Raw genomic sequence first — 22623 nt, 5'->3', positions numbered from 1 at the left:
GACCCGGTGCCTGGTGCGGCAGGGTGGGCGTCGGCGTGGCGCCGCACGGGCCCTGGGGGATGGGCAGCGAGTCCAGGGCCCGCGTGCGCGGGTGGACGTGGGTAGCTCAGAAGGTGCCGGAGATGCCGGCGACACGGGCACCGGCCATGGGCGTCATCCGCACGTTGCCGCCCGAGAGGCGGGCGGGCACCGTCTCGTCGGTGCGGCCGTGCAGCAGCAGGGGCACGGCGACACCGAAGGCGGCACCGAGCACGGCGCCGGTGGCGACGTCGGTGAGATAGTGCTTGTCCGCGCCCATGCGCAGCAGCCCCACGGACGTGGCGAGCGGCAGCCCCACGCCCCAGATCCACGCCTGATTGTCGTAGCCCCGCAGCGACGCCACCGTGCCCGCGGAGACGACCAGGGCGAAGGCGAGGTTGGTGTGGCCGCTGTAGAAGGAGAGGTTGTTGTCGGTCGGGTGTTCGGTGAGGCGCTTCTGGTCCTCGGGGAGCTGGTGGACGAAGGGGCGCTCGCGGCCGACGATGAACTTCACCGTCTGGTTGGCGAGTGACGCGAGCACCGCGCTCTGCACGATGATGGTGGCGTCCTCCGCGAAGAACCGGTCCGGGGCGCCCGAGCCGTTGCCCACCGCGTACTGGAGCCCGAGCACGCCGGCGGGCACCACGGCGAAGCCCATGATGTTGCTCCAGGTGTTGGCGCGGTCTCTCGACTGCTCCGTCTCACCGGCGAGCCCACGGCCCCAGCGGTCCAGCCGGTTGAGCGTGTCGGTGCCGTCCGGGGCGCGGTCGCACCAGCGGCACTCCGGCGGGGCCAGGTCGTCCTTGAAGAACGTCTCGCTGGAAATCCACAGCACGCCGGCCGTGCCGGTGATGGCGACATCCCGAGCCCAGTCGAAGCGGAGCTCGTGGAGCCGGGGCTGATCCGAGCCGTCCTGGGCCACGGCCGGAGACACCGGGGCCAGGGCCAGCAGGAGGGCAATCACAAGGGGGCGAGGAGAGGAGCGCACGGCCGGAGCATAGGAGGCTCCCGCATCGCCGTTCCACCTCCCGGCGGCGGTGCTCCCGACCCGCCGCGTCAGCGGCCCCGAATCCACGGCCTGACAACAGATGGCCTAGAGTCTCGGGTTGAACGCCCCATGACACCCTTCTTCACCTCCAGCATCCCGCTCGCCTCGCGGCTGGTTCTGCACGGGGGCACGCTCCTGGTGGGGGCCTTCACCTACCTCTACGCGCGGCTCGTCTGCACCTTCATCTGCACCCTGCCTCCCAGCGTGCTGTCGCGCACCGTGCTCGCGCTCTCCGCGTTCCACATCCTCCTGCGGGAGCTGGTGTTCCACCTGGCCCCGGGGCCGGGGGAGCGCCGCACCCAGGCCCGGCATGCCTATCTGCTATCGGTCGCCACCTGGGGAGTCACGGGCCTCGCGGGCCTGGCCTGGCACGCCTTCAGCTATCCGCACTTCCCCTTCTTCAGTCACGTGAAGCTCGCCGTGGGCTACTGGCTGCTCGGCGGAGGCATCCTCACGCAGGTGGAGTACCTCATCTTCGAGTACCTCCAGCCCTCCACCCAATCCCCAGCGCGACGCCTGAGCGAGCGCCTGGGGCGCCGGCTCATGGAGAGCTTCATCCTCTTCACCACCGTCCCCGTGCTGGTGCTGCTGCTCACCCTGTTGCGAATGGTGGACGAGCTGGGAGGAGGCCGGCAGTCCCTCATTGATGCGGCTCTGCTCTCCGGCGTCATCACCGTGGCGGCGCTCCTCGCGGCCCTGCTGTACGGGCGGAGCGTGAGGCAGGACTCGGAGCGGCTGCTGGACGCGGTGCGCCGGGTCGGCAGCGGTGACTTCCAGCCGGGCGTCGTGACCAGCCGCCCCGACGAGTTGGGCCTCGTCGCCGGCGGTATCAACGACATGGCCGAGGGACTCCAACTGCGCGAGCGCATCCGTGAGGCCTTCGGCCGCTTCGTCTCGCCCCAGGTCGCCAACGAGTTCATCGAGAAGTACGCCCGCCCGGGGCGCGCCGCGGAGCTGGGAGGCCGGCGCCGCGACGTGGTCCTCCTCTTCAGTGATCTGCGTGACTTCACGCCCCTGTCGGAGTCGCTCTCTCCGGAAGAGCTCATCGAGGTGCTCAATGGCTACTTCGCGGAGATGGTGGCCGCCATCCAGATGCACGGTGGCATGGTGGACAAGTTCATCGGCGACGCGGTGCTGGCGGTCTTCGGTCTCACCGAGGGCGCGGACAATCCGGCCGCCGCCGCCGTGGCCGCCGCGCGGGAGATGGAGCGGCGCCTGAAGGACTACAACGCGAAGCTCGCCGGGCGTGGACTGAAGCTGCGGTCCGGCATCGGCATTCATGCGGGCGAGGTCGTCGCGGGGTACCTCGGCAGCACGGAGCGGCTGGAGTTCACCGTCATCGGCCACACCGTCAACGTGGCCGCCCGTATCGAGAGTCGCGCCCGCGAGCCATTGCCCTCGCTCCTCTTCAGCGAGGATGTGGCCCGCCGTCTCGCGGGAAGGCTCGCCGTCCGTGAGGTGGAGTGTGTCTCCCTCAAGGGAGTCGCGGAGCCGATGCGCCTCTTCACGGTGGCGCAGGAGGCCGGCGACTCCCGGGCCGCCTGATTCATTGCGCGGTAGGGAATCGCACGAGAGGGCTCTCGCTCCTCGCATCCCCCATCTCGAAGCCCAGACGCGCGAGGCGGCACAGCTCGCTGTCGGCCCACTGGCGCACCCGGCCCAGGGGGCCGACATGGCGGGGAGGCAGGGGACCCTGAGCGGCGAGGACCTGGCGGGTCACGCGGAACGGACGCTCCATTCCGCGCCAGGGTGGTCCGGGAGGGACTGATATGGCGGGGAGGCAAGGGCGATGAACCGTGCGGGCCTGGCGGGCCATGTGGAATGGAAGTTCCATTCCGCCCCTGGACGGCTCGGGGGAGGCTGGCATGCCGGAGAGGCAGGGCTGGTGGGTGGAGAGAGCCTGGGCGGCATCCGCGTGCTGAATGAGTCTGTCGCTCACCTCCGGCCGGGAAGCACCGTCACCCAGAACGCGTCAGGCGCCTTCGCCGCCGCGCCACGCAGCAACCGCTCGCGCTGGCGTGCCTCGGTGACCCAGACCCGGCCATCTCCCGTCACGGTGAGGTTGACGGGAGACTCCATTCCGGAAGTGAGGACCTCGATGGGCCGGGGCCCCGGCGTATCGCCGAGCACGTCGATGCGGACCACGCGCCCGTCGCCGCTGCCAATCGCCCCTTCCAGGACGAGCAGCCGTCCATCGGCGGCGAAGCGCATCCCGTCGGGGTTCTCCAGGCGGCGGGGCAGTTCCACCTCCGTGACGGTGGGGGCGGCTCCCTGCCCGCCGGATTCCAGCCTCGTGGTCCGGCGCTCGCCACCAACCACCGCATCCTCTGCGCCGCCCCTTCGTAGCTCCGGGGCCGCCGGCCCCTGACGAAGCCCGAGGACCTGGGCCAGCATGCGTGCCTCTACTTCAGCCTCCTCTCGGATGGACAGTCGTGGACCCTTCACCGGGGTGAGGAGCAGGTGCAGGCGCGGGGCCGCCCGGTGCTCGTCGCGGACAATGCGGAGGCGCGGCCGGGCCGGGGGCTTCGCAGCGTGGGATTTGCTAGAGACTCCCACCGCATGGAACTCACGCCCGCCTCCGAGCTGCCGCTCCGCGCCCTGTCCACGCTCTTCGCCCGCTCGTTCGAGGGCTACTTCGTCACCGTCCCCGATGCGCCCGCGCTGTTCGACGCACGCGTGCGGAGCGAGCACATCTCCCTGGCGGACAGCCGCGTCGCTCGAGTGGACGGAGCGCCGGTGGGGCTGGTGCTGATGGCCCGGCGGGGGAGGGTGAGCCGCGTCGCGGGCATGGGCATCGTGCCCTCGCATCGCAACCGCAAGCTCGGCGGCGGCATGCTGCGGCCGTTGATGGAGGAGGCCCGTGCCCGTGGCGACGCACGGATGCTGCTGGAGGTCATCGAGCAGAACGCCCCCGCGGTGAAGCTCTACGAGCGGCTGGGCTTCCAGCGCGTGCGCCGGCTGGTGGGCTTCATCGGGACGCCGGCGCCGGAGCCGGCCTCGCTGGAGGAGGTGGAGCCCCGGGACTGCGCGCGGCTCCTGCCGGAGGGGTTGCCCTGGCAGCTCACGCCGGCCACGGTGGCGGGGCTGTCGCTGCCCGCGCGGGCGTTCCGGCTCGGGCCCGCGGTGGCGGTGCTCGGGGAGGTCTCCGCGCCCACGCTCGCGCTGCGGGCCCTCGCGGTGGAGCCGGAGGCGCGGGGGAAGGGCTTCGGACGCAGGTTGCTTCGCGCGCTCGTGGCGGCGTGGCCCGGCAAGCCGCTGGCGGCGAGCGCCATCGTTCCGGAGGGGCTGTGCGACCGCTTCTTCCTCGGCGCGGGGTTTTCGTATCCGGCGCTCTCGCAACTGGAGATGTCCCACGAGCTGTCGCTGTAGGCTGGCTCACATGGGGAGGGCCTCGTGATGAGATGCACGCGTGTGCCGAAGCGCATTCTTCCGTGGGTGGTGCTGGGCATTCTGGCCGGCGGGGCCGCTCCTCGGCCCCGGGCACCGGCAGCGGATTGTGGCACCCGCTTCGAAGGCCTGGAGCGGCTGCTGCAACCCGGAGCCACGGTGCTGCTCGGTGAAGTGCACGGCACACAGGAGATTCCCCGGCTTCTGGGCGACCTCGTCTGCCAGGCGGCGAGCCGGGGCATCGGCGTCTCCGTGGCGCTGGAGATGTCGGCCGAGAACGACGCATCCTTCGAGGCGTGGCTCTCCTCCGCTGGCAAGGAGCAGGACCGCCAGCGGCTGCTGTCGGGGCGGGTATGGAGGAGCCCCTACCCGGATGGCAGGACGAGCAAGGCCATGCTCGGCATGCTCGACCGGCTGCGGGGGTTCAGGCTGCGCGGCTGGCGCGTACGGGTGTTCGGAGCCGGTCTGGATTCACCGAGCCGTTCCGGGGACACGGCCATGGCCCTCGGCGTGCGCCGCATTCGAGAGGAGGCTCCCCGGGACCTCATCCTCGTCCTCGCGGGCAACAATCACACGCGCGTGGACGCGGAGCAGGCCATGGGGGGCCACCTGCGCGTGTGGGGTTTCCCATTGACGTCGCTGGTCGTCACGACCGCCGGGGGGACCGTGTGGACGTGCCGGGGGCCCACCTGCGGCGAGGCGCCCCTGAAATCGGAGACACCGGACGGAAAGCCCCACCTCGACCTCACGCCCAAGGCCACGAGCGTGCAGGGGGGCTGGGCGGAGGCGTCCTCCTCGCACCCCGCCTGGCATGGAAGCCTCTTCATCGGGCACGTCACGGCCTCGCCGCCGGCGGGGACTCCGGATGACCCGGAAGCACCGGCGAAGAGCAGCTCCGGAGCCCCGTAGCCGCCCGGGCGCTGCGCTGCACCTGCTACGGTGCGCCGCCATGAACCTCATCGAGCGCCTGCAGGACTCCATGCGCCAGTCCGCGAGGGAGCGGTACACGGCCGTCCACGTCCCGCCCTTCACGGCCTTCTTCCACCCGTTCGATGCGATGGTCTACTTCAACTACGCCATCCCGGACGGGCCCGTGCCGGGAGACGTGAGCGACGCCCTGCGGCGGTTGCGCTCGGAGTTCGAGGCGCGCCAGCGCACTCCGCGCTTCGAGTACGTGGATGCACTGGCCCCCACGCTGGCCAGCCAGCTTCGCGACGCGGGCTACCAGCAGGAGGCCGAGGCCCGGCTGATGGTCTGCACGCGTGACACCTACGTTCCCTTCCGCGCGCCGGAGGGACTCTCGTTCTCGGTGCTCTCACCCGACTCGCCCCGCGAGGAGGTCCGCGAGTTCTGCGTCACCACGCGCAAGGGCTTCTCCCCCGGCGAGTCCGTCGTGGTGAGCGATGACGAGGTCTCCAAGACTATCGCCGACCTCAAGGACGGCCGGGCCTTCCTGGCGAGGATGAACGGGCAGCCGGTGTCGGGCGGACTGATATCGCCACCGCATCGGGGCACCTCCGAGCTCGCCGGGGTGGCGACGCTCCAGGAGTGGCGCGGGCGCGGCATCGGCGCGGCCCTGGTCTCCCGGGCGGCCGAAGAGGCCTTCGCGCGCGGGGTGGAGGTGCTGTTCCTGAGCACCATCTCCGAGGAGGCCGGCCGTCTCTACGAGCGCGTCGGGTTCCGGTTCGTCACGCGGATGCTCTTCTACGTGGATGCCCCGGCCCCCGCGCATTCGTGAGTCCCGGGAGAACGTGGCCGCGTCCACCGGGATGATGTCGGAGTAGTCCACATTCTCAGGGAGGGCAGGCAGGCGACCGTTGAAAGACCCTGGGCGGCGGGCCCGGAATGGAGCATGAAAGTCACCCGTCCGGTCGTTCTACACTCCGCTCTCGCATGTCCTCCCGCCCCGGCCGCACCCTCCATGTGTACCCCGACGCCGGCCGGCGGCAGGCCGCGCTGCGCGCCCTGGGGGATGCGAGCGGCCTGACGGTGGGCACCAGCCTGCTCACCTGGGACGACCTGCTCCAGGGACTGGGCGGTGCGCGTGAGCTGAACCGCCGCCCGTGTCCGGCGGTGGCGGCGCGGGCCGTGGTGGCCTCGCTGGGGCCGGCCCTCGGGCCCACCCCGTTCGGCGAGTACGTCCGGGAGCCCGCCTTCGCCCGCGCCGCGCTGGACGTGGTGCTGGACCTGAAGGCCGGCCGCCTCACCCCGCGTGAATTGCAGGACGCCGTGGAGGTGCTCCCGCAGGAGCGGCGGGCGAGGGTGCGGGTGCTCGCCCGCCTGTACCACCTGTACGAGCAGAAGATGGCCGAGCTGGGGCTGGCGGACCGCGAGGACGTGTTGCGCGGCGCTCGCGAGGCCCTGGGCCGTGGCGCGTGGCCGGTGGGCTGGGAGGGCGTGGGTACGCTCGTGCTGCACGGCATCTACGACGTGCGGCCCTCCGGGCTGGAGCTGCTGCTGGCGCTGGCCGCGGCGTGCGAGTCGCGGCGGGTGACGCTGCGGGTGGAGACGCCGGTGGGTGGCTCGCCCTCGGCGGACGCGGCGCTGGCGGCCCTCTTCCGCGCCTTCGAGAACCGCGGCGAGACGATGCCGCACGTGGACCTCTTCAAGGCGGACGTCACCTTCGAGGGCCGGCCCCTCATCGACCTGGGCCGCCACCTGTTCTCACCGCGCGCCGAGCGCGACGTGCTGAAGGACGCGGTGCCCGCGCTGCGAATGTGGAGCGCGGCCACTGCCCGGGAGGAGGCCCGCCTCGTCGCTCGCGACGTGAAGCGGCTCATCGCGGAGGGCGCCTCGCCCGGGGACATCGCCATCGCGTGGCGCGAGCCGGGGCCGGAGGCCGCGTGGCTCTCGGAGTCGCTGGGCGAGCTGGGCGTGCCCGTGCGCCTGCCGTGGGGCGAGCCCCTGGCCCTGGCGGGGCCGGTGCGCCTCGCGCTGGACCTGCCGCTGCTGGTGGAGGACGGCTTCCCCGCCGAGCGCGTCGCGGACCTGGTGGGCAGCCGCTACGCGCCCACGCTGTCGCGAGGGGGCCCGGACGCGCCCGCCAGCCTCTTCGCGCTGGCCGCCGTCCGTGACGACCGGCTGGGCGCGGTGCGCGGGCGCGGCGCGTACGACGTGCGCCTGGAGGGGCTCGCGCGCAGGCAGCTGGCGCTCTACGGCGCGCAGAAGAAGGACGCCGGCAACCGCGTCCACGCCGTGCAGGTGCTGCGCGAGCGCTGCATGCTGCTGGTGGACTTCTGCCGCCGCATCCCCGAGGAGGGCACCGCCGGGGAGTTGCTCGCCGCGTGGTGGTACGTGGTGGAGCGGCTGGGCCTGATGGACTCCGAGGGGCCGCTGGAGCCGCGCGAGGAAGGCGGTCTGGGGGCACGGGCGGTGGATGCGCGGGCACGGGACGAGGCCGCGCGCGAGGCGCTCCGCCTGCGCGTGCAGGGACTGTTGCGGACGATGAAGGCGGTGGGCGGTGGGCCGAAGCTGCGCCGCCGCACCTTCGGCCGGTGGCTGCGGGACGCCATGGCGGACGCGCACCTGCCGCCGCGCGGGCCCCGGAGCGCCGCGGTGGAGGTGCTGGAGGTCGCCGAGCTGCCGGGCCGCACGTTCCGCCACCTCTTCCTCGCGGGAATGACGGAGGGGCGCTTCCCGGGGCGGGACGTGCCTTCTCCGCTGCTGGGGGACGCGGAGCGCGCCGCCCTCAACAAGCACCTGGGCCGCGACATCTTCCGCCTCACCGGCGGCGAGTTCGAGGACCGCGCGCCATGGCGCCTCACGGAGGACCGGCTGCTGTTCGCCAGCGCGCTGGTGGCCGCGGAGGCGACGGTGAGCCTGTCCTTCGCCATGGAGGCCGCGGGCGGGCAGGAGCAGGTGCCCTCCGCGTTCCTGGAGGAGGTGCGCCGGCTCACCGCGCTGAAGTGGACGCCGCGCTCGCTGCCGCCCATTCCCCCGCTGGACGAGGTGCTCACCGAGGCCGAATTGCGCCGCTGCGTCGCGCTGGAGGCGCTGGCCCACCCGAAGCTGCGCGTCACCGAGCCGGACTCCGCGGCCCCGTTGCTGCGGCGCCAGTTCGAGAAGGAGGTCTGGTACGCGGGCGCGCGCGAATTGGCGGAGGTCGAGCGGGAGCGACTCCTGTTCTTTACCCACCCGGATCAGGCTCCGGGGCGGTACACGGGCTCGGTGGATGCGAACACCCTGCGCGAGTCGCTGCGGGAGACGTTCCGCTTCGACCTCACCCGCCCGCTGTCCGCGTCGGCGCTGGCGCGCTTCGGCAACTGCGGCTTCCAGGGCTTCCTCACGTACGGGCTGAAGGTGGCGGAGCCGGACCAGCCGGGCGAGGAGTTCGACGCACGCGGGCGCGGCACCTTCTGGCACCGGGTGGTGGAGGAGGTGTTCCAGGCCCTCAAGAAGCATGGCCTGCTGGGCAAGGCGCCCGAGGAGATTCCGGACGAGGTGCTGGACGCCGCGCTCAAGTCCGCCATCTCCCACTTCGAGAAGTTCCACCACGTGGGCCATCCGGCGCTGTGGAAGCTGGCGCATGAGCGTGCTCGCGCCATGGCCCGCCGCATCCTCGTGGACGAGCGGCGCGGACTGCCCTTCGAGAAGATGGTGCCGGAGGGGTTCGAGCTGCAGTTCGGCCCCGCCGCCGAGGACGACAAGTGGCGCAACGTCATCCTCCCCATCCAGGGGGACGCCATCGTCTTCGAGGGCAAGATTGACCGGCTGGACCAGGCGGGCGGCGACGTGGGCGTCATCGACTACAAGTCCGGCCGGCTGGACAGGCGCGCGCTGAAGGAGAAGTTGCTCACGTCGGACTTCCAGCTCCCGCTGTACCTCTTCGCGGCGCGGGCCAGTGGCCACCGGGACGCGAAGCAGGCGGCCTGGTTCTCGCTGCGCACGGGTGCCACCATCCACCTCACCGAGGTCGTCTCCGAGCAGGAGTTGGATGAGCTGCTGTCCACGGACCCCGAGGTGCGCGCGAAGGTGGCGGAGAAGAACGGCCTCAACCTGCCCAACGCGGTGGAGTCGCTGGTGAACACGCTGCGCGAGGGGCGCTTCGCCGCGCGGCCCCAGGACTGCGGCATGTGCGGCTTCCGCGCCGTGTGCCGGATTACGGAGCGCCGGATGACGGAGGAGGGCGGATGAGCGGCGCTCCCTCCCCGTTCGCGCTGGAGCGCAACCTGGCCCTGATGGCGGGCGCCGGCGCGGGCAAGACGTACAGCCTGGTGACGATGACGCTGCACCTCCTGGCCGGCGCGCGCGAGGCCGGCCCCGCGGTGCGCCCGTCGCGGCTGTGCATGCTCACCTTCACGGACAAGGCCGCCGCGGAGATGCGCTCGCGCGTGCGCCAGCGCCTGGACGGACTGGCCCAGGGTGACACGCGGCAGGACCAGGAGAAGGAGCTGCGCGCCTCGCTGGAGCGGCTGGACAAGCCCTTCCCCCTGCCGGACGCGTGGCGCCAGCTTCGCGAGGAGCTGGGCGCGGCCACCGTGGGCACCTTCCACTCGCTCTGCGGGCAGCTCCTGCGCCGCGCGCCTCCGGCGGTGGGCATCGACCCCAGCTTCGAGGTGCTGGACGAGCTGGAGGCCACGGGCCTGGTGCAGGACGTGTGCGAGCGCGTGGTGCTGGACGCGCTGGAGGACGGCGACGCGCAGGTGCGCGAGCTGTGCCAGGAGCTGGGCTTCTCCGGCTCGGGCTTCTCCGACGGGCTGGTGGCCGCGCTGGTGTCCGTCTACCGCAAGCTGCGTGAGGAGGGACTGCGCGCCGCCACCGCCGCGGTGGGAGACGCGGCCGAGGCCCGCGTGGAGCTGGACGCGGCCATCACGGATTGCATTCGCCTGTGCTCCGAGGCGCGTGGGCTGGACGCGAAGGGCGAGTGGAGCCGGCTGCTGGGCGGGCTGGAGCGCGCGCTCAACGGGATGACGGCGGAGAACTTCGGCCAGGGCGAGCGCTTCCCCTGGCTGCGGGCCTGCTTCAAGGCGGACGGCCGCAACTTCGCGAGGCTCAGCAAGGGCGCGGCGGCCCCCGTGCGCGAGCTGTACTGGCGCGTCTTCGGCAAGAGCGACGGCTCCGTGCCCCGGCTGGATGATGCCTGGGCCGCATGGCGCACCGCCCCCTTCGAGGCCACCTTCCGCGAGCTGCTGGGGCAGGTGGAGGAGCGCCACGACTCGGAGCTGTCGCGCCGCAACGTGTTCGACTTCACCTCGTTGCTGGTGAAGTCCCGGGACTTGCTGCGCGACTTCCCGGAGTTCCGCCGGCAGGTGCAGGAGCGCATCGGCGCGCTGCTGGTGGACGAGTTCCAGGACACAAACCGCCTCCAGCTGGAGCTGGTGCTGCTGTTGTCGGAGCAGCGAGAGGGTGGGCCACGCGAGCTGGCGCCGGACGCGGACCTGGTGGCGTCGCTGCCGCTGGAGCCCGCCTTCCTCTGCGCGGTGGGTGACCGGAAGCAGTCCATCTACGAGTTCCGCGGCGCGGACGTCTCCGTCTTCTCCGTGCTGGCGAAGAAGATTGAAGCCGAGGGCGGCACGCGCGACTTCCTCCAGCACAACCGCCGCTCGGTGCCGGGGCTGCTGTCCTTCTTCAACCGCACCTTCGCCGGGGTGCTCGTCGCGGCCGACGCGCACGCACCGCGCCCCTTCGAGGTCGTCTACGTCCCCGAGGAGGACGACCTGTCCGCCGTCCGCTCCTCGCTCACCGAAGCGCCGGTGGTGGAGCGGCTGCAGCTGGAGGAGGCCGACACGGCCGCGGACCTGCGCTGGCTGGATGCGGACTGCGTCGCGCGGCGGTTGCGGTGCCTGCTGGCGCCCGGGGCGCCGCCCACCGTGAAGAACGAGGACGGCGAGGGCGCTCGCCCGGCGCGCGGTGGCGACGTGGCCATGCTCTTCCGGACCTTCACTCACCTGGAGGTGTACCGGCAGGCGCTCATCCGCCACGGCGTGCCGCACCGGGTGCTGCGCGGGCGCGGCTTCTACGGCGCACAGGAGGTGCTGGACCTCGCGTCGCTGCTGTCGCTGCTGGCGGACGCGGAGGACTCGCTGGCCTTCGCCGCGGTGCTGCGCTCGCCGCTGGTGGGCCTGTCGGACGCGTCGCTGTTCCTCCTCGCGGGGGACCAGCCCCTGTCCCTGACGTCACCGAGGCTGTCGGACTCGCGGGTGCTGGAGCCGCTCCCCGAGCGCGAGCGGACACGGCTGGAGCGCTTCCTCGGCGCGCTGCCCGCGCTGCGGCGCGAGCGGGACAGGCTGGGCGTGAGGGAGCTGCTGCTGTCGGCGCTGGACGTGACGGGCTACCGCGAGGCGCTGGCGGGCTCGCCCTACGCGGAGCAGGCGAGCGCCAACGTGGAGAAGCTGCTGTCGCTGGCCTCGCGCCGGGACGAGCGGGGCACGGGCGGGTGCGTGGCCTTCGCGCGCGAGCTGCGGATGCTGGCGGAGAACGACCCCACCGAGGCGCAGGCGGACCTGCTGGACGCGGGCGACCCGCGCGCGGTGCAGCTCCTCACCATCCACCGCGCCAAGGGCCTGGAGTGGCCCATCGTCGTGGTGCCGGCCCTGGGCGGACGGCGGCGCACCACCAGCGCCCGCGCGCACTTCGAGCGCGCGCACGGCATCGCCCTGCGCCCCTGGGTGCCGGACTCGCTGGACGGCTACACCTCCAAGCGCTTCGAGGCGGTGAAGGCCGAGCTGAAGGCGCGCGAGGACGCCGAGTACCGCCGCCTCCTCTACGTGGCCCTCACCCGCGCCCGCGACATGCTGGTGCTGTCCGGTGGCGCGGAGCCTCGCGGGGGCAAGGACTCGTGGTGGCACCTCATCGACGGGCGGCTGGAGGTGGACGCGGAGCTGCGCGAGCTGGTGGACGACCTGGACGTCGACTCGCTCCCGCCGCCCGCGGACCCGGAGCCGCCGGGGCCGGAGGCGATGGCTCGCGCCGGGGCCCGGCTGGAGGCCGCGCTGCTGCGGGTGCGCGGCGCGCACGCGGAGGAGGGTGACTCGCGGGGGACGGCGGTGTCCTCCGTGGACGCGGTGCGGGACTTCCTCGCGTGCCCCCGGCGCTTCCACTACGTGCATCGGCTGGGACTGAAGGGGGCGGCGTGGCCCTGGGAGACGCCGCCCCGGGACGCTCCGCCGCTGGTGGAGCCCGACGGGTGGCTGCCCGCCGGGAGTCCGGAGGGGCTCACGCTGCGCCTGCTGCGCGGGGTGGACCTGCGGCTGGCGGCGGCACCGGACGCGGAGCCCGCCGAGCGCCGTGCGCACCTGGAGGTCCTGCTGCGGGACGCGGGCGCGCTGCCGGATGAAGAGGGCATGGAGGGCGTGCTGGGCACGGTGGAGCGCTTCCTGGGCACGGAGCTGGCCCGGCGCATGTCGGCGTCTCCGGCGCAGGCCGTCCACCGCGGGCTGCCCTTCCTGCTCTCCCTGGACGGTGGCGCTGCCCTGGAGGGCGAGGTGGACCTCCTCTGGGAGTCACCGGAAGGGGAGGCGGTGGTGGTGGCCTTCAAGTCCGGAGGGCGGCACCCGCTGGGCGCGGCGGCGTACGCGCACGAACTGGCCGCGCTGGAACTGGCCGCGCGGCGGATGGTGCGTGAAGGCGTGCCGGTGCGGGTGGGTGTGGTTTTCCTGGTGGAGGCGAGTCCGGAGCCGGAGTGGCTGGTGGGGGCAAAGGGGCTGGAGGCGGCAGCCGGGCGGCTCGCCGGGGCGGTCCGGGCGCTGGCGCGTGGGGAGGTCCAGGGGGACTGGCCGGGACGCGAGAGGGCGACCTGCCAGGCCCTCCATTGCGGCTTCTCGGAACACTGTCACCCGGCCCCCCGCGCGTGCTAAGGCGCGGGCACCATGCCGAACGTCGTCGTCATCGGAGCGCAGTGGGGAGATGAGGGTAAGGGCAAGGTCGTTGACCTGCTCACCGAGCATGCCCAGGTGGTCGTCCGTTTCCAGGGCGGCAACAACGCGGGCCATACGCTCGTGGTGGGGGGCCAGAAGACGGTCCTCCACCTGATTCCCTCGGGCATCCTCCACCCGGGCAAGACGTGTGTCATTGGCAACGGAGTGGTGGTGGACCCCGCCGTCCTCGTCGGGGAAATCGACGCGCTCAAGGCGCGCGGCTTCCTCAAGGACGATGGGCAGCTCCTCATCTCCGACAATGCCCACGTCATCTTCCCGTGGCACAAGCTGCTGGACAGCTTCCGCGAGAAGGCACGCGGCGGCAGCGCCATTGGCACCACGGGCCGTGGCATCGGCCCGTCCTACGAGGACAAGGTCGCCCGCCGCGGCATCCGCATGCGCGACCTGCTCAACCCGGAGCGGCTGCGCAAGCGGATTGAAGAGCGCCTGCCGCTGGCCCTGGAGGAGCTGAAGGACCTCTGCGCGCAGGCCGGCGCAGACGTGCCGCAGCTCGAGGTGCCCCAGGTGCTGGCCGAGTTCTCCGCCCTGGGCGAGCGGCTCAAGCCCTACGTGCACGACGCCTCGCTCTACCTCTCCGAGCAGGTGCGCCGCGGCGCCCGCATCCTCTTCGAGGGCGCGCAGGGCACGCTGCTGGACGTGGACCACGGCACCTATCCCTTCGTCACCTCGTCCAACTGCGTGGCGGGCAACGCGGCGGTGGGCTCGGGCCTGGGCCCCACGGCCATCGACAAGGTGATGGGCATCAGCAAGGCCTACACCACCCGCGTCGGCGGCGGCCCGTTCCCCACCGAGCTGAACGACGCCATCGGCGAGCAGCTCCGCAAGGTGGGTGACGAGTTCGGCGCCACCACCGGCCGCCCCCGCCGCTGCGGCTGGCTGGACGGCGTGGTGCTTCGCTACGCCGCGCGCGTCAACGGCCTGTGGGGCATGGCGCTCACCAAGCTGGACGTGCTCAGCGGCCTCAAGACGCTGAACATCTGCAACGCGTACGACCTGGACGGCCAGCGAATCACCGAGCTGCCCGGCGACTACGAGGACCTGGCCCGCGTCAAGCCCATCTACGAGACCATGCCGGGCTGGGACGAGAAGCTCGCCGGCGTGCGCACCTTCGACGAGCTGCCGGAGAACGCCAAGCGCTACGTGCGCCGCGTGGAAGAGGTCAGCGGCGTCCCCGTGGTGTGCGTCTCCGTGGGCGCCGACCGCGGCGAGACGGTGCTCCTCCAGAACCCGTTCCGGAGCTGACCGCACGGGGGCCCCGGCTGGAGTGGGCTGACGCGGCCCCCCGTTTTCTGCTACGGCTTCCGGGGTTGGCATCTCCGGGAGCCGTCATGGTCGTCTTGCGCAGGTTCGTCATCGCCATGTCCGCGGCGTTGCTGCTGGGCGCCGCGGAGCCCTCCGCGCCCGCGCGCGCCGCCTTCGAGCGGGCCGAGTCGGCGCTGTCGGCCGGCAGGTTGGACGAAGCGGCCGCGGCCTATCGTGAAGCACTGACCGCCACGCCCGGCTACGCCGCCGCGCTGAACGGCCTGGGCACCGTGCTCTTCCGCAAGGGGCAGGTGGCGGACGCCATCGCCCGCTTCCGCGAGGCCACCCAGGCGGACCCCGGGATGAAGATGGCGTACTTCAACCTGGGCTACGCCGCGCGCAAGGCGGGCGACCTCGCCACCGCGGCCCAGGCGTACGAGCGCTACACCCAGCTCGAGCCGAACGACGCGGACGGCTACTACGGGCTGGGGGAGTGCTACCGGCAGCTCGGCCAGAAGGACAAGGCGATTCCCGCGTACCAGGCGTACATCGCGCGCGAGAAGCGCCCCGGCGAGCAGGTCTGGGTCCGCAAGGCGCGAGAGCACCTGGCCGCCATGGGCGCCGAGCCGCTGCCGGCCACCACGGCCACGGCCTCCGCGCAGCCCGCGGCCGCCTCCGCGCCGGTGGCGGAGCAGCCCGCGCCCTTTCCCGAGTCCCGTCCCACCGGCGCCGCCGCGGTGCCCGAGCCGGAGCGCACGCCGAACCCGGCGCTCGCGGCCTCGCGCATCCGCGACGGGGATGCGCTGATGAAGGAGCGCCGCTACCGCGAGGCGGCCTTCGCCTTCCTGGACGCGTCGCACGCGGACTCCGGCCATGTGGAGGCGCTCTTCAAGCTGGGCAACGCGATGGCGGTGCTCGGCTATTACGGGCAGGCGGTGGAGAAGTGGGAGCGCGCGGCACAGCTCACCCAGGACGCCGCCATCCGCCAGAGCGCGCAGGACAACATCACCCGGGCGCGGGCGAAGATGGCGCAGGCGGGCGCCTCGCCGCAGGCGGCGGGACAGCCCCCGGGCTCCGGACCGGTGGCGGATACGACGCGGGCCCAGGCCCGCCGCGCGTACGAGCAGGGCGTGCAGCGCATCGGCAGCCGGGACTACGGCGGCGCGTTGACGAGCCTCACCCAGGCCATCCAGCTCGAGCCGATGCTGGCGGTGGCCTACACCGCCCGGGGCAGCGCGAACATCGGACTGCGGCGCTATGCGGAGGCCGCCGCGGACTACCAGTACTCCCTGGAGCTGGAGCCCGCCGCGGCGTCGCCGCTGTACGGGCTGGCCGAGTCCTACCGCGCGCTGGGGCGCAACGCGGAGGCGCGTGTCCTCTACGAGCGGTATGCGGCTTCGTCCGCCACGGACGTTCGCGCCCAGCTCCAGGAAGAATCCCGACAGAAGGCCGCGAAGCTGCGTTGACCGCCCGCCAGCAGGGCGGGGGGGCAGGTGGACCCTGTCAGCCGTAGGCACTAACTTGGAGGTATGACCGGGCGCGACGCGGATGTGGACGGACGGCAGGTCTTCAGGCCCCGCAGGGTCCTGGCGGCCTGCATGGCTGTGGCAGGGCTGCTCTGGGTCTCGGTGTTGCTGTACCTCTTCCGCTTCGACGGGGTGCCGCTGAAGACCTTCTTCTCCGCGGGCTTCTTCGTCCTCTTCTTCGCCGTCTCGCTCGCGTACTACGCGCGCACGCTCATCGTCGTGGACTCGCGGGGCATCACCTACCGCGGCATGGTCCGCACGCGGCGCTTCTCCTTCGCGGACATCCGCAAGCTCGACGTGTTGCCCGGGCCCGTGACGGTCTACGCCATCCGGGGCAAGTGGGGCTTCGTCCACTTCACCAGCTTCTTCCAGCACCACCGGCGGCTCGCCCGGATTCTCGTGGAGCGGGCCGGGCTGGCACCGCTGGCGGGGTGATGGGCGGGGAGGGGCGGCCCTGCTTCGGCCGCTCAGCCCGTGCCCGCCAGCGCGTACGTGACGAGGAGTCCAGCGAGCGCCGCCACCGCGCCCAGGCCAATCAGCCACCATTCGCCACGGACCTTGAAGGCCGCGCGCTTGGCCGCCGCTTCCGTCCCGGGGGACGGGGCCTCCGTTGGCACGGTGTCCGTGTGCAGCGGTGTCCCGGGCTCCTGGGCTGCGTCCTGTGACGGGGAATCCGTGGCCCCCGAATCCGGGGCGACGGGCTCGGGAGGAGGGGCAGGCGGGGGCGGCGGTGGTGGTTCCGCCAGGGGGGCCTGGAAGCGCAGCAGTGAGCGGCCCAGCTCGATGACGTCCCCGTCCACCAGGGGCGCGCGTCCCAGCACGCGCTGGCCGTTGATGAAGACTCCATTGGGGCTGGCCAGGTCCTCCAGTGTGAAGCCGTCCTCGTCATGGAGGATGCGCGCGTGGGTGCGGGACACGGCCCGGTCTCTCAGGCGGAGCGTCACCTCGCTGCCCCGGCCGATTTCCGTGCACTGCTCCGCGAGCGCGTGGGTGCGGCCCACGTCCAGCCCGGTGAGGCAGGTGAGGGTGGCCGCCCGCGAGGGCGCCAGCCCCTCCGCGCTCGTGAGCAGCCCCTTGAGCACGGCCACCGTGCCCACGCCGCGCTCGCCCTCCGCCTGCTGGAGCACCCGCAGACACATCTCTTCCGGCAGGCCGAGCACTTCCCCCGGCAGCACCAGCCGGGGGACGCCCGGAGGCGCGAGCACTCCATTCACGGAGAAGGTGCGCGCCGCCTCCACCATGAGCCGCCGGGCCTCGATGCGCAGGGCCAGCAGCTTCGGGGGCAGCCCCTCCAGCCGGATGTGGTCCTCCGGGCCGCCGCCCAGCAGGTGCAGTCCCTCGGACAGTTCGAACGGGGTGGTGGTGCCCAGGTGCTCGAATTCGAAGCGCATGGCCCGGCCCGGGAGCAACCCACGGACCGGCGGGACACTCCGGGTTCCGCGAGGTTGCCGGACCGGAGCGTCCACGCGGGGCGAGGGCCGTCCATGCCGTGGGACGGTCGCCCCCTGGGTCACCTACGCCGCCTGGCCGGCTCGGGGCGCTGGTGTCCCACTCCCACCGAGCGGCAGCCGGGTGCCCGGGTACACGGACACCTCCGAGCCGTCCGCCACGAACGCCGAGCTGGGCGTCCCGCGCAGGAACGGGGCGAAACGCGCGCCATACATGGCGCTCACGTCGCAGTCGAGCTCCGCCCCGTCCACCTGCCACACGGACCAGCGCGGGTGCTCCACGCGGTACTCCGCGCACCCGCCGTCCCGCTGCGGCGTGTAGCCCCAGTAGTGCTCGGTGATGAACTCCGCCTCCGAGTCCGGCGCGCTGGCCTGGGGCGCGCCGCGTGTCTTCGCCGCCAGGTGGTGCCAGCGCCCACCCGCCTTCCAGGCGTACTCCAGCCGGCCCGGAGTGCCCCGCTCCGCGTCCCGCATCTCCACGGTGTGCCGCATGGGCAGCGCCACGTACGGCTCGTTGTAGAGGACACGCGCCACGGTGGCGATGGCCACGCGGGGGACGATTTCCTTCACGAACGCCACGCCCCGGCGCCAGCCCTCGGGGCCCCGGTAGCGCACGTAGTAGCGCAGGTTGACCTCGTCGAAGTTCTGGTGGAACGGCACGGAAAGGCCGCGCACGCGCGTGTCCAGGAAGCGGAAGCCCACCATGCTGGCGAAGGCCTTGCCCTGCCACAGGTCCAGCTCCGTCCCCCGGGGCACCAGGGGGCGCAGCACCTCCGGGTCGACCTCGTAGTTGAGCATCACGAGATACCGCCACGTGGCTGTCAGGAAGGGGCGCATGCGCTACTCGTAACGCGCGCAGCGTCCGGACGTCCAACCCGCCCCGGCTCCCCATTCGCGGGAACTCATGGGACGTAGCAGCCCCCATCCCGCGTCGAAGCCCGCTAGGATGCCCGGCCCCGATGCGCCCTCCGTCCCCTGTCCTCGCCCCGCTCCTGATGCTGATGTGCCTCGCCGCCGCCTGCCGCGACGAGCAGGCCGGTCCGCCCCAGCGCGCGCCCCGCCTGCCCGCGCCCGCGCAGGCGCGTACCCTGGAGGCCGCGCCCACGGACCTCACCTACCGCAGCGGCGCCACCTTCGCCGGCGGCGCGGTGGTGTACCTGGGCTCGAAGGTGACGCCACAGAAGGCCGCGCCCGGCGAGCAGGTGCGGCTGGCCCACTACTTCCAGGCCCAGCGCCCGCCGCCGAAGGGTTACGGCTTCTTCGTCCACGTGGTGGACGCCGCCAGCGGGGGCATGCTCTTCAACGCCGACCACGAGATTCAGGACGGCGCCGCGCCGCTCGCGACCTGGCCCGTGGGCAAGGTCGTCGAGGACGTCCACTCCGTGCCCATGCCGGGCGTGCCCGCGCGCGTGGTGCTCGGCTTCTGGAACGACGACGGCCGCCTGCCCGTGGATGACCCGCGCGCGCATGACGGCATCCAGCGGATGCTCGGGCCTCCGCTCGGCGGCGCTCCGGAGCTGCCCGAGTACCCCGTCACGCGCGCGAGCAAGGCCCCCACGCTCGACGGTGTGCTCGACGACGCGGCGTGGAAGGCAGCCCAGCCCGTGGTGCTGCGCGGCAGCTTCGACGGGCGTCCCGCCCAGCTGCGCACCGAAGCGCGCCTCGTCTACGACGACGCGGCCCTGTACGTGGCCTTCGACATCGAGGACCCGGACATCTGGGGCACGCTGAAGCAGCGCGACGACCCCATCTACGAGCAGGAGGTGGTGGAAATCTTCCTCGACGCCAACGCGGACGGGCGCACGTACAACGAGCTGCAGGTGTCTCCGCACAACGTCATCTTCGACGCCTACTTCCCGGCGCGCCGGCAGGGCATGGACAAGACCTGGGACTCGGAGATGAAGACGGCGCTGAAGGTCCGCGGCACGCTGGACGACGCGAGCGACCGCGACGAGGGCTGGACGGTGGAGATGCGGATTCCCTTCGCCCGCCTGGCCGAGGTGCCTCACGTGCCACCCCAGAAGGGGGACCGCTGGCGCTTCAACCTCTACCGGCTGGAGCACCACGGGCGCCGCGCGGTGGAGGGGCAGGCCTTCTCGCCCCTCTTCGTGGGTGACTTCCACGCGCTGCCGCGCTTCGGCTGGCTGACCTTCCAGTAGACGGAGGCCCCGCGCTACGCGTGCGGGCTGATTTCCCAGTGGGCGTCTGCTACCGAGCGCTCGGACGGGTCCCCCAGGAAGCGCAGGAAGCCGCGCAGCTCCAACGTGTCGACGAGCTCCTCGGCTTCGAGCTCCGAGAAGCCCTTTATTTCCACGAGCAGGTCTCGCATGAGCGCCTTGCCGCGCAGGTAGCCCACGGGCTCACCGGGGCCAAGCGAATGCTTCAGGTCGGTGGTCAACTGCTGGAGATCGAGGTCCTCGGAAATCATCCTCGCTACGGTGCGGATGCTCTTCCCGGCGGGCAACCCGGGCTTCCTCCGGCGACGGCTCGCGTGCAAGGAAGGAAACCAGCCGGACGTCCTGCCCATCACTCTCCACCGTGATGGCTCCGCCCAGGTCCGTTCTCCAGCACTCACTGCCCAGGGCCCGGTAGCGCGCCTCGACCTCCGGGTGGGGGAAGCCGTAGCGGTTGCGCCGCCCCACGCAGAAGACGACGTGCCGGGGCCGGGTCCGCGCCAGCAGGGACTCCGTGGACGAGGTGCGCGAGCCATGGTGCGGCGCCTTCATCACCGTCACCGGCCCCAGCCGCTCCACGAGCGCGGCCTCTCCGGCCTCCTCCACGTCACCCGCGAGCAGCACGGTGACGTCGCCATGCCGCACGAGCAGCACCACGCTGCGGTCATTCACCCCTTCCAGCAGCTCGCGCTCCTCCGGCCCGGGTGGCCCCAGGACCTCCAGCGTGGCCTCACCCAGGCGCAGCGGTGGGTGGCCGGCCTGCACCTCCTCCACGCGCGCCTCGCGGGCCGCGGCTCTCACCTGGCGGGACAGCGGTCCGTCCTCGTCGCCCGCCGGCAGCCACAGCCGCTCGGTGGACACCTGCGCCAGCGCGGAGGCCAGCCCCAGCGCATGGTCCGGGTGGGGATGGGACAGCACGGCCACGTCCAGCGCGGAGATGCCCCGGTGGCGCAGGTACGGGAGGACGAAGCGCTCCCCGGTGTCCATGCCCCCGGGCACGCCTCCGCCGTCCACCAGCGCGTGGTGTCCGCGAGAGCTGAGCACCACCGCGTCCCCCTGGCCCACGGAGAGGAAGGTGACGCGCAGGCCCGGCTCCGGCGCGAGGCTGGGTGCCAGCACCGCGCCCACCACGGCAAGCGGGGCCAGCCATCCGCCCAGCCTCCAGCGCCCCGAGCCGAGGCTCCACGCCAGCAGCCCGGCCGCGTACAGCGCCGAGGCCAGCCCCCCCAGCGCGGGCACCTCCACCGCGGCCAGGGGCGCGGCGGCGAAGACGCGGGTGATGACCAGCAGCAGCTCGGACGCCCAGGCTCCGGCCCACAGCACTGGCGTGGCGAGCACGGGCGCCACGACGAAGAGCGCGGCCCCACCGGCGGCCAGTCCCGTGAGCAGCCCGCAGAGGGGCAGGGCGACGACGTTGGAGAGGAGCCCCGCCAGACTCACGCGCCCGAAGGCCGCGGCCACCACGGGCAGTCCCGACAGCGTGGCGGCGGCGCTGGCGGCCAGCGTCTGCGCCACCGACTCGCGGGCCTGTGCCCACCAGCGGAGGAGCCGCCGGGGCTCGCGCGGGTCCGGCGGAGCCAGGGGCAGGGCCTGCCGCAGCGCGGGCGACAGCAGCACCAGGCCCAGCACCGCGAGGAACGAGAGCCGCAGCGAGAGGTCCTCCACGCTGGAGGGCGCCCACGCCACCATCACCACCGCGGCGGCCGCGAGGCCATTGAGCCCGTCCGAGCGCCGCCACAGCGCGAGCCCCAGCAGCACCACCGTGGCCATCACCGCCGAGCGCACCGCGGGAGGCTGGTTGCCGGTGAACAACACATAGGCCCAGACGAAGGGCACCGCCGCCGGTGCCGCCACCTGGCGCGCGTCCAGCTTCCGCCACCGAGCCCCCGCGCGGACCAGCGCGCGCCGCAATAGCGCGAGCGTCATCAGCGCCAGCGCCGCCACATGCAGCCCGCTGACGCTCAGCACGTGCGCCAGTCCCGCGCGCGAGAAGGCCTCCTCCCACGCATCGTCCAGCTCCGCGCGCTGCCCCGCGGCCAGCGTGAGGAACAGCGCCGCCGAGTCACGCGAGGGCGCCACCGCGTGCACCGCCACCGCCAGCCGTGCGCGCGCGTCCTCCAGCACGCGCCGCCAGGCCGGGGCGGGGGAGAGCACCAGCACGCGCCCCGCGTCGGCCCCGCCGGTGAACGCCACGCCCTGGCGCCGCCTCGCTGCCCCGAAGTCCTTCTCCCCGGGATTGCCGGGAGGCGCATCCGGCAGAAGCCGCGTCTCCACGCGCACGCGCTGCCCGGGCAGCAATTCCGGCGGCGCTCCTCGAATGGACAGGTTCACCCGGAAGCGGGCGGGTTCCATCGACCCCTCGGGAACCCCCGCACGCGCCACCGCCACCCGCACCCGCGTGGTGCCGTCGAAGCGCTCCACCCGCTCCGCCTCACCCTCCAGCAGCGCGGGGCCTCCGGCGGCGAGCCCCGCTGGCACCTCCACCCGGGCTTCCCAGCATGCGAGCCCCGCCCCCGCTGACCAGAAGGCACCCAGCACCGCGAGATGGGCACCAGGCAGGCGAGCAAGCGCAAGGCCGAGTGCTCCCAGCAAAGCCCCACAAAGCAGAAATGATCCGCTCGAGAAGTGTGTTGCTGGTGCGCAGAGAGCGCCGAGCGAGAGGCTCAGCGCCGGAAAGAATAAAGGGCGCGCTCCGACGTCGCGCCATGCATGACGATCCACCGCCCGCCCCCAACCCACCGCCACACGTCACGTTGGCGCGCACAACCGGCGACACCGCGTACGAAAACCGACAACGTAGTCGGGCGCGGATTGGGTGGTCAAGGCGATATCGTTGCCAGTGTATGTGGTTTGTGGTAGTAGTGCCCGGCTGGAAGGCCGGGAGCGAGTCTTTCAAGGAGGCAG

16 protein-coding genes are annotated in these 22623 nt (G+C 72.7%); 10 read left to right on the top strand and 6 right to left on the bottom strand.

Annotated elements, in window-relative coordinates:
- Positions 1–106: 106 nt before the first annotated feature.
- Entirely contained in the window at positions 107–1006 is a 900-nt protein-coding gene (locus K8638_RS10995; RefSeq protein ID WP_223754419.1) for a phosphatase PAP2 family protein, read from the bottom strand.
- A gap of 129 nt (positions 1007–1135) precedes the next feature.
- Here K8638_RS10995 and K8638_RS10990 point away from each other — a divergent pair, with 129 nt between their 5' ends.
- Entirely contained in the window at positions 1136–2611 is a 1476-nt protein-coding gene (locus tag K8638_RS10990; protein ID WP_223754418.1) for an adenylate/guanylate cyclase domain-containing protein, read from the top strand.
- A gap of 390 nt (positions 2612–3001) precedes the next feature.
- Here the strand turns inward: K8638_RS10990 and K8638_RS10985 are convergent, their stop codons facing one another.
- Positions 3002–3460 (bottom strand): hypothetical protein, encoded by a 459-nt coding sequence (locus K8638_RS10985; protein WP_223754417.1) that lies wholly within the window; start codon positions 3458–3460, stop codon positions 3002–3004.
- Between the two features lie 165 nt (positions 3461–3625).
- Here K8638_RS10985 and K8638_RS10980 point away from each other — a divergent pair, with 165 nt between their 5' ends.
- The 8 genes from K8638_RS10980 to K8638_RS10945 all read left to right on the top strand — a co-directional run bounded on the left by K8638_RS10980 (position 3626) and on the right by K8638_RS10945 (position 16532).
- Positions 3626–4435, top strand: a complete 810-nt coding sequence (locus tag K8638_RS10980) for a GNAT family N-acetyltransferase (RefSeq protein WP_223754416.1) — start codon at positions 3626–3628, stop codon at positions 4433–4435.
- Positions 4436–4477: 42 nt separating this feature from the next.
- On the top strand, positions 4478–5362 hold the full coding sequence (locus K8638_RS10975) for a hypothetical protein (protein WP_223754415.1): 885 nt from the start codon (positions 4478–4480) through the stop codon (positions 5360–5362).
- Positions 5363–5402: 40 nt separating this feature from the next.
- A complete protein-coding gene (locus K8638_RS10970; RefSeq protein WP_223754414.1) occupies positions 5403–6191 on the top strand; it encodes a GNAT family N-acetyltransferase in 789 nt (262 codons plus the stop codon).
- A gap of 155 nt (positions 6192–6346) precedes the next feature.
- Entirely contained in the window at positions 6347–9586 is a 3240-nt protein-coding gene (locus tag K8638_RS10965) for a PD-(D/E)XK nuclease family protein (protein WP_223754413.1), read from the top strand.
- The gene (locus K8638_RS10960; protein WP_223754412.1) at positions 9583–13248 is read left to right on the top strand and encodes a UvrD-helicase domain-containing protein; all 3666 of its coding nucleotides are present in this window, start codon (positions 9583–9585) and stop codon (positions 13246–13248) included. The genes K8638_RS10965 and K8638_RS10960 overlap by 4 nt, the downstream gene beginning before the upstream one ends.
- Before the next feature lie 12 nt (positions 13249–13260).
- Positions 13261–14571 (top strand): adenylosuccinate synthase, encoded by a 1311-nt coding sequence (locus tag K8638_RS10955; protein ID WP_223754411.1) that lies wholly within the window; start codon positions 13261–13263, stop codon positions 14569–14571.
- Between the two features lie 86 nt (positions 14572–14657).
- A complete protein-coding gene (locus K8638_RS10950; protein ID WP_223754410.1) occupies positions 14658–16037 on the top strand; it encodes a tetratricopeptide repeat protein in 1380 nt (459 codons plus the stop codon).
- A gap of 63 nt (positions 16038–16100) precedes the next feature.
- The gene (locus tag K8638_RS10945; protein ID WP_223754409.1) at positions 16101–16532 is read left to right on the top strand and encodes a PH domain-containing protein; all 432 of its coding nucleotides are present in this window, start codon (positions 16101–16103) and stop codon (positions 16530–16532) included.
- Positions 16533–16564: 32 nt separating this feature from the next.
- Here the strand turns inward: K8638_RS10945 and K8638_RS10940 are convergent, their stop codons facing one another.
- Both K8638_RS10940 and K8638_RS10935 read right to left on the bottom strand, forming a co-directional pair.
- Complete coding sequence (locus K8638_RS10940) at positions 16565–17488, bottom strand: FHA domain-containing protein (RefSeq protein WP_223754408.1); 924 nt, start codon at positions 17486–17488, stop codon at positions 16565–16567.
- Positions 17489–17611: 123 nt separating this feature from the next.
- Positions 17612–18382 (bottom strand): YqjF family protein, encoded by a 771-nt coding sequence (locus K8638_RS10935; protein WP_223754407.1) that lies wholly within the window; start codon positions 18380–18382, stop codon positions 17612–17614.
- A gap of 122 nt (positions 18383–18504) precedes the next feature.
- Here K8638_RS10935 and K8638_RS10930 point away from each other — a divergent pair, with 122 nt between their 5' ends.
- A complete protein-coding gene (locus tag K8638_RS10930) occupies positions 18505–19704 on the top strand; it encodes a carbohydrate-binding family 9-like protein (RefSeq protein ID WP_223754406.1) in 1200 nt (399 codons plus the stop codon).
- A 14-nt stretch (positions 19705–19718) separates the two neighbouring features.
- Here K8638_RS10930 and K8638_RS10925 read toward each other — a convergent pair whose 3' ends face one another.
- Both K8638_RS10925 and K8638_RS10920 read right to left on the bottom strand, forming a co-directional pair.
- Positions 19719–19973, bottom strand: a complete 255-nt coding sequence (locus tag K8638_RS10925) for a hypothetical protein (protein WP_223754405.1) — start codon at positions 19971–19973, stop codon at positions 19719–19721.
- Positions 19906–22440: a DNA internalization-related competence protein ComEC/Rec2 gene (locus tag K8638_RS10920; RefSeq protein WP_223754404.1), complete on the bottom strand. Its 2535-nt coding sequence runs from the start codon at positions 22438–22440 to the stop codon at positions 19906–19908. Before K8638_RS10920 ends, K8638_RS10925 begins: the two co-directional genes overlap by 68 nt.
- Between the last annotated feature and the right edge of the window lie 183 nt (positions 22441–22623).

The organism is Myxococcus sp. RHSTA-1-4 (genome assembly GCF_020037125.1).
GTDB lineage: Bacteria > Myxococcota > Myxococcia > Myxococcales > Myxococcaceae > Myxococcus.
This window is presented reverse-complemented; position numbering and strand designations above follow the sequence as displayed.

Coding starts and splice junctions, on each gene's coding strand:
- K8638_RS10940 (WP_223754408.1), bottom strand. CDS start 17,488: ATGCGCTTCGAATTCGAGCACCTGGGCACCACCACCCCGTTCGAACTG.
- K8638_RS10945 (WP_223754409.1), top strand. CDS start 16,101: ATGACCGGGCGCGACGCGGATGTGGACGGACGGCAGGTCTTCAGGCCC.
- K8638_RS10935 (WP_223754407.1), bottom strand. CDS start 18,382: ATGCGCCCCTTCCTGACAGCCACGTGGCGGTATCTCGTGATGCTCAAC.
- K8638_RS10965 (WP_223754413.1), top strand. CDS start 6,347: ATGTCCTCCCGCCCCGGCCGCACCCTCCATGTGTACCCCGACGCCGGC.
- K8638_RS10925 (WP_223754405.1), bottom strand. CDS start 19,973: ATGATTTCCGAGGACCTCGATCTCCAGCAGTTGACCACCGACCTGAAG.
- K8638_RS10960 (WP_223754412.1), top strand. CDS start 9,583: ATGAGCGGCGCTCCCTCCCCGTTCGCGCTGGAGCGCAACCTGGCCCTG.
- K8638_RS10970 (WP_223754414.1), top strand. CDS start 5,403: ATGAACCTCATCGAGCGCCTGCAGGACTCCATGCGCCAGTCCGCGAGG.
- K8638_RS10985 (WP_223754417.1), bottom strand. CDS start 3,460: ATGCTGGCCCAGGTCCTCGGGCTTCGTCAGGGGCCGGCGGCCCCGGAG.
- K8638_RS10930 (WP_223754406.1), top strand. CDS start 18,505: ATGCGCCCTCCGTCCCCTGTCCTCGCCCCGCTCCTGATGCTGATGTGC.
- K8638_RS10950 (WP_223754410.1), top strand. CDS start 14,658: ATGGTCGTCTTGCGCAGGTTCGTCATCGCCATGTCCGCGGCGTTGCTG.
- K8638_RS10980 (WP_223754416.1), top strand. CDS start 3,626: ATGGAACTCACGCCCGCCTCCGAGCTGCCGCTCCGCGCCCTGTCCACG.
- K8638_RS10990 (WP_223754418.1), top strand. CDS start 1,136: ATGACACCCTTCTTCACCTCCAGCATCCCGCTCGCCTCGCGGCTGGTT.
- K8638_RS10955 (WP_223754411.1), top strand. CDS start 13,261: ATGCCGAACGTCGTCGTCATCGGAGCGCAGTGGGGAGATGAGGGTAAG.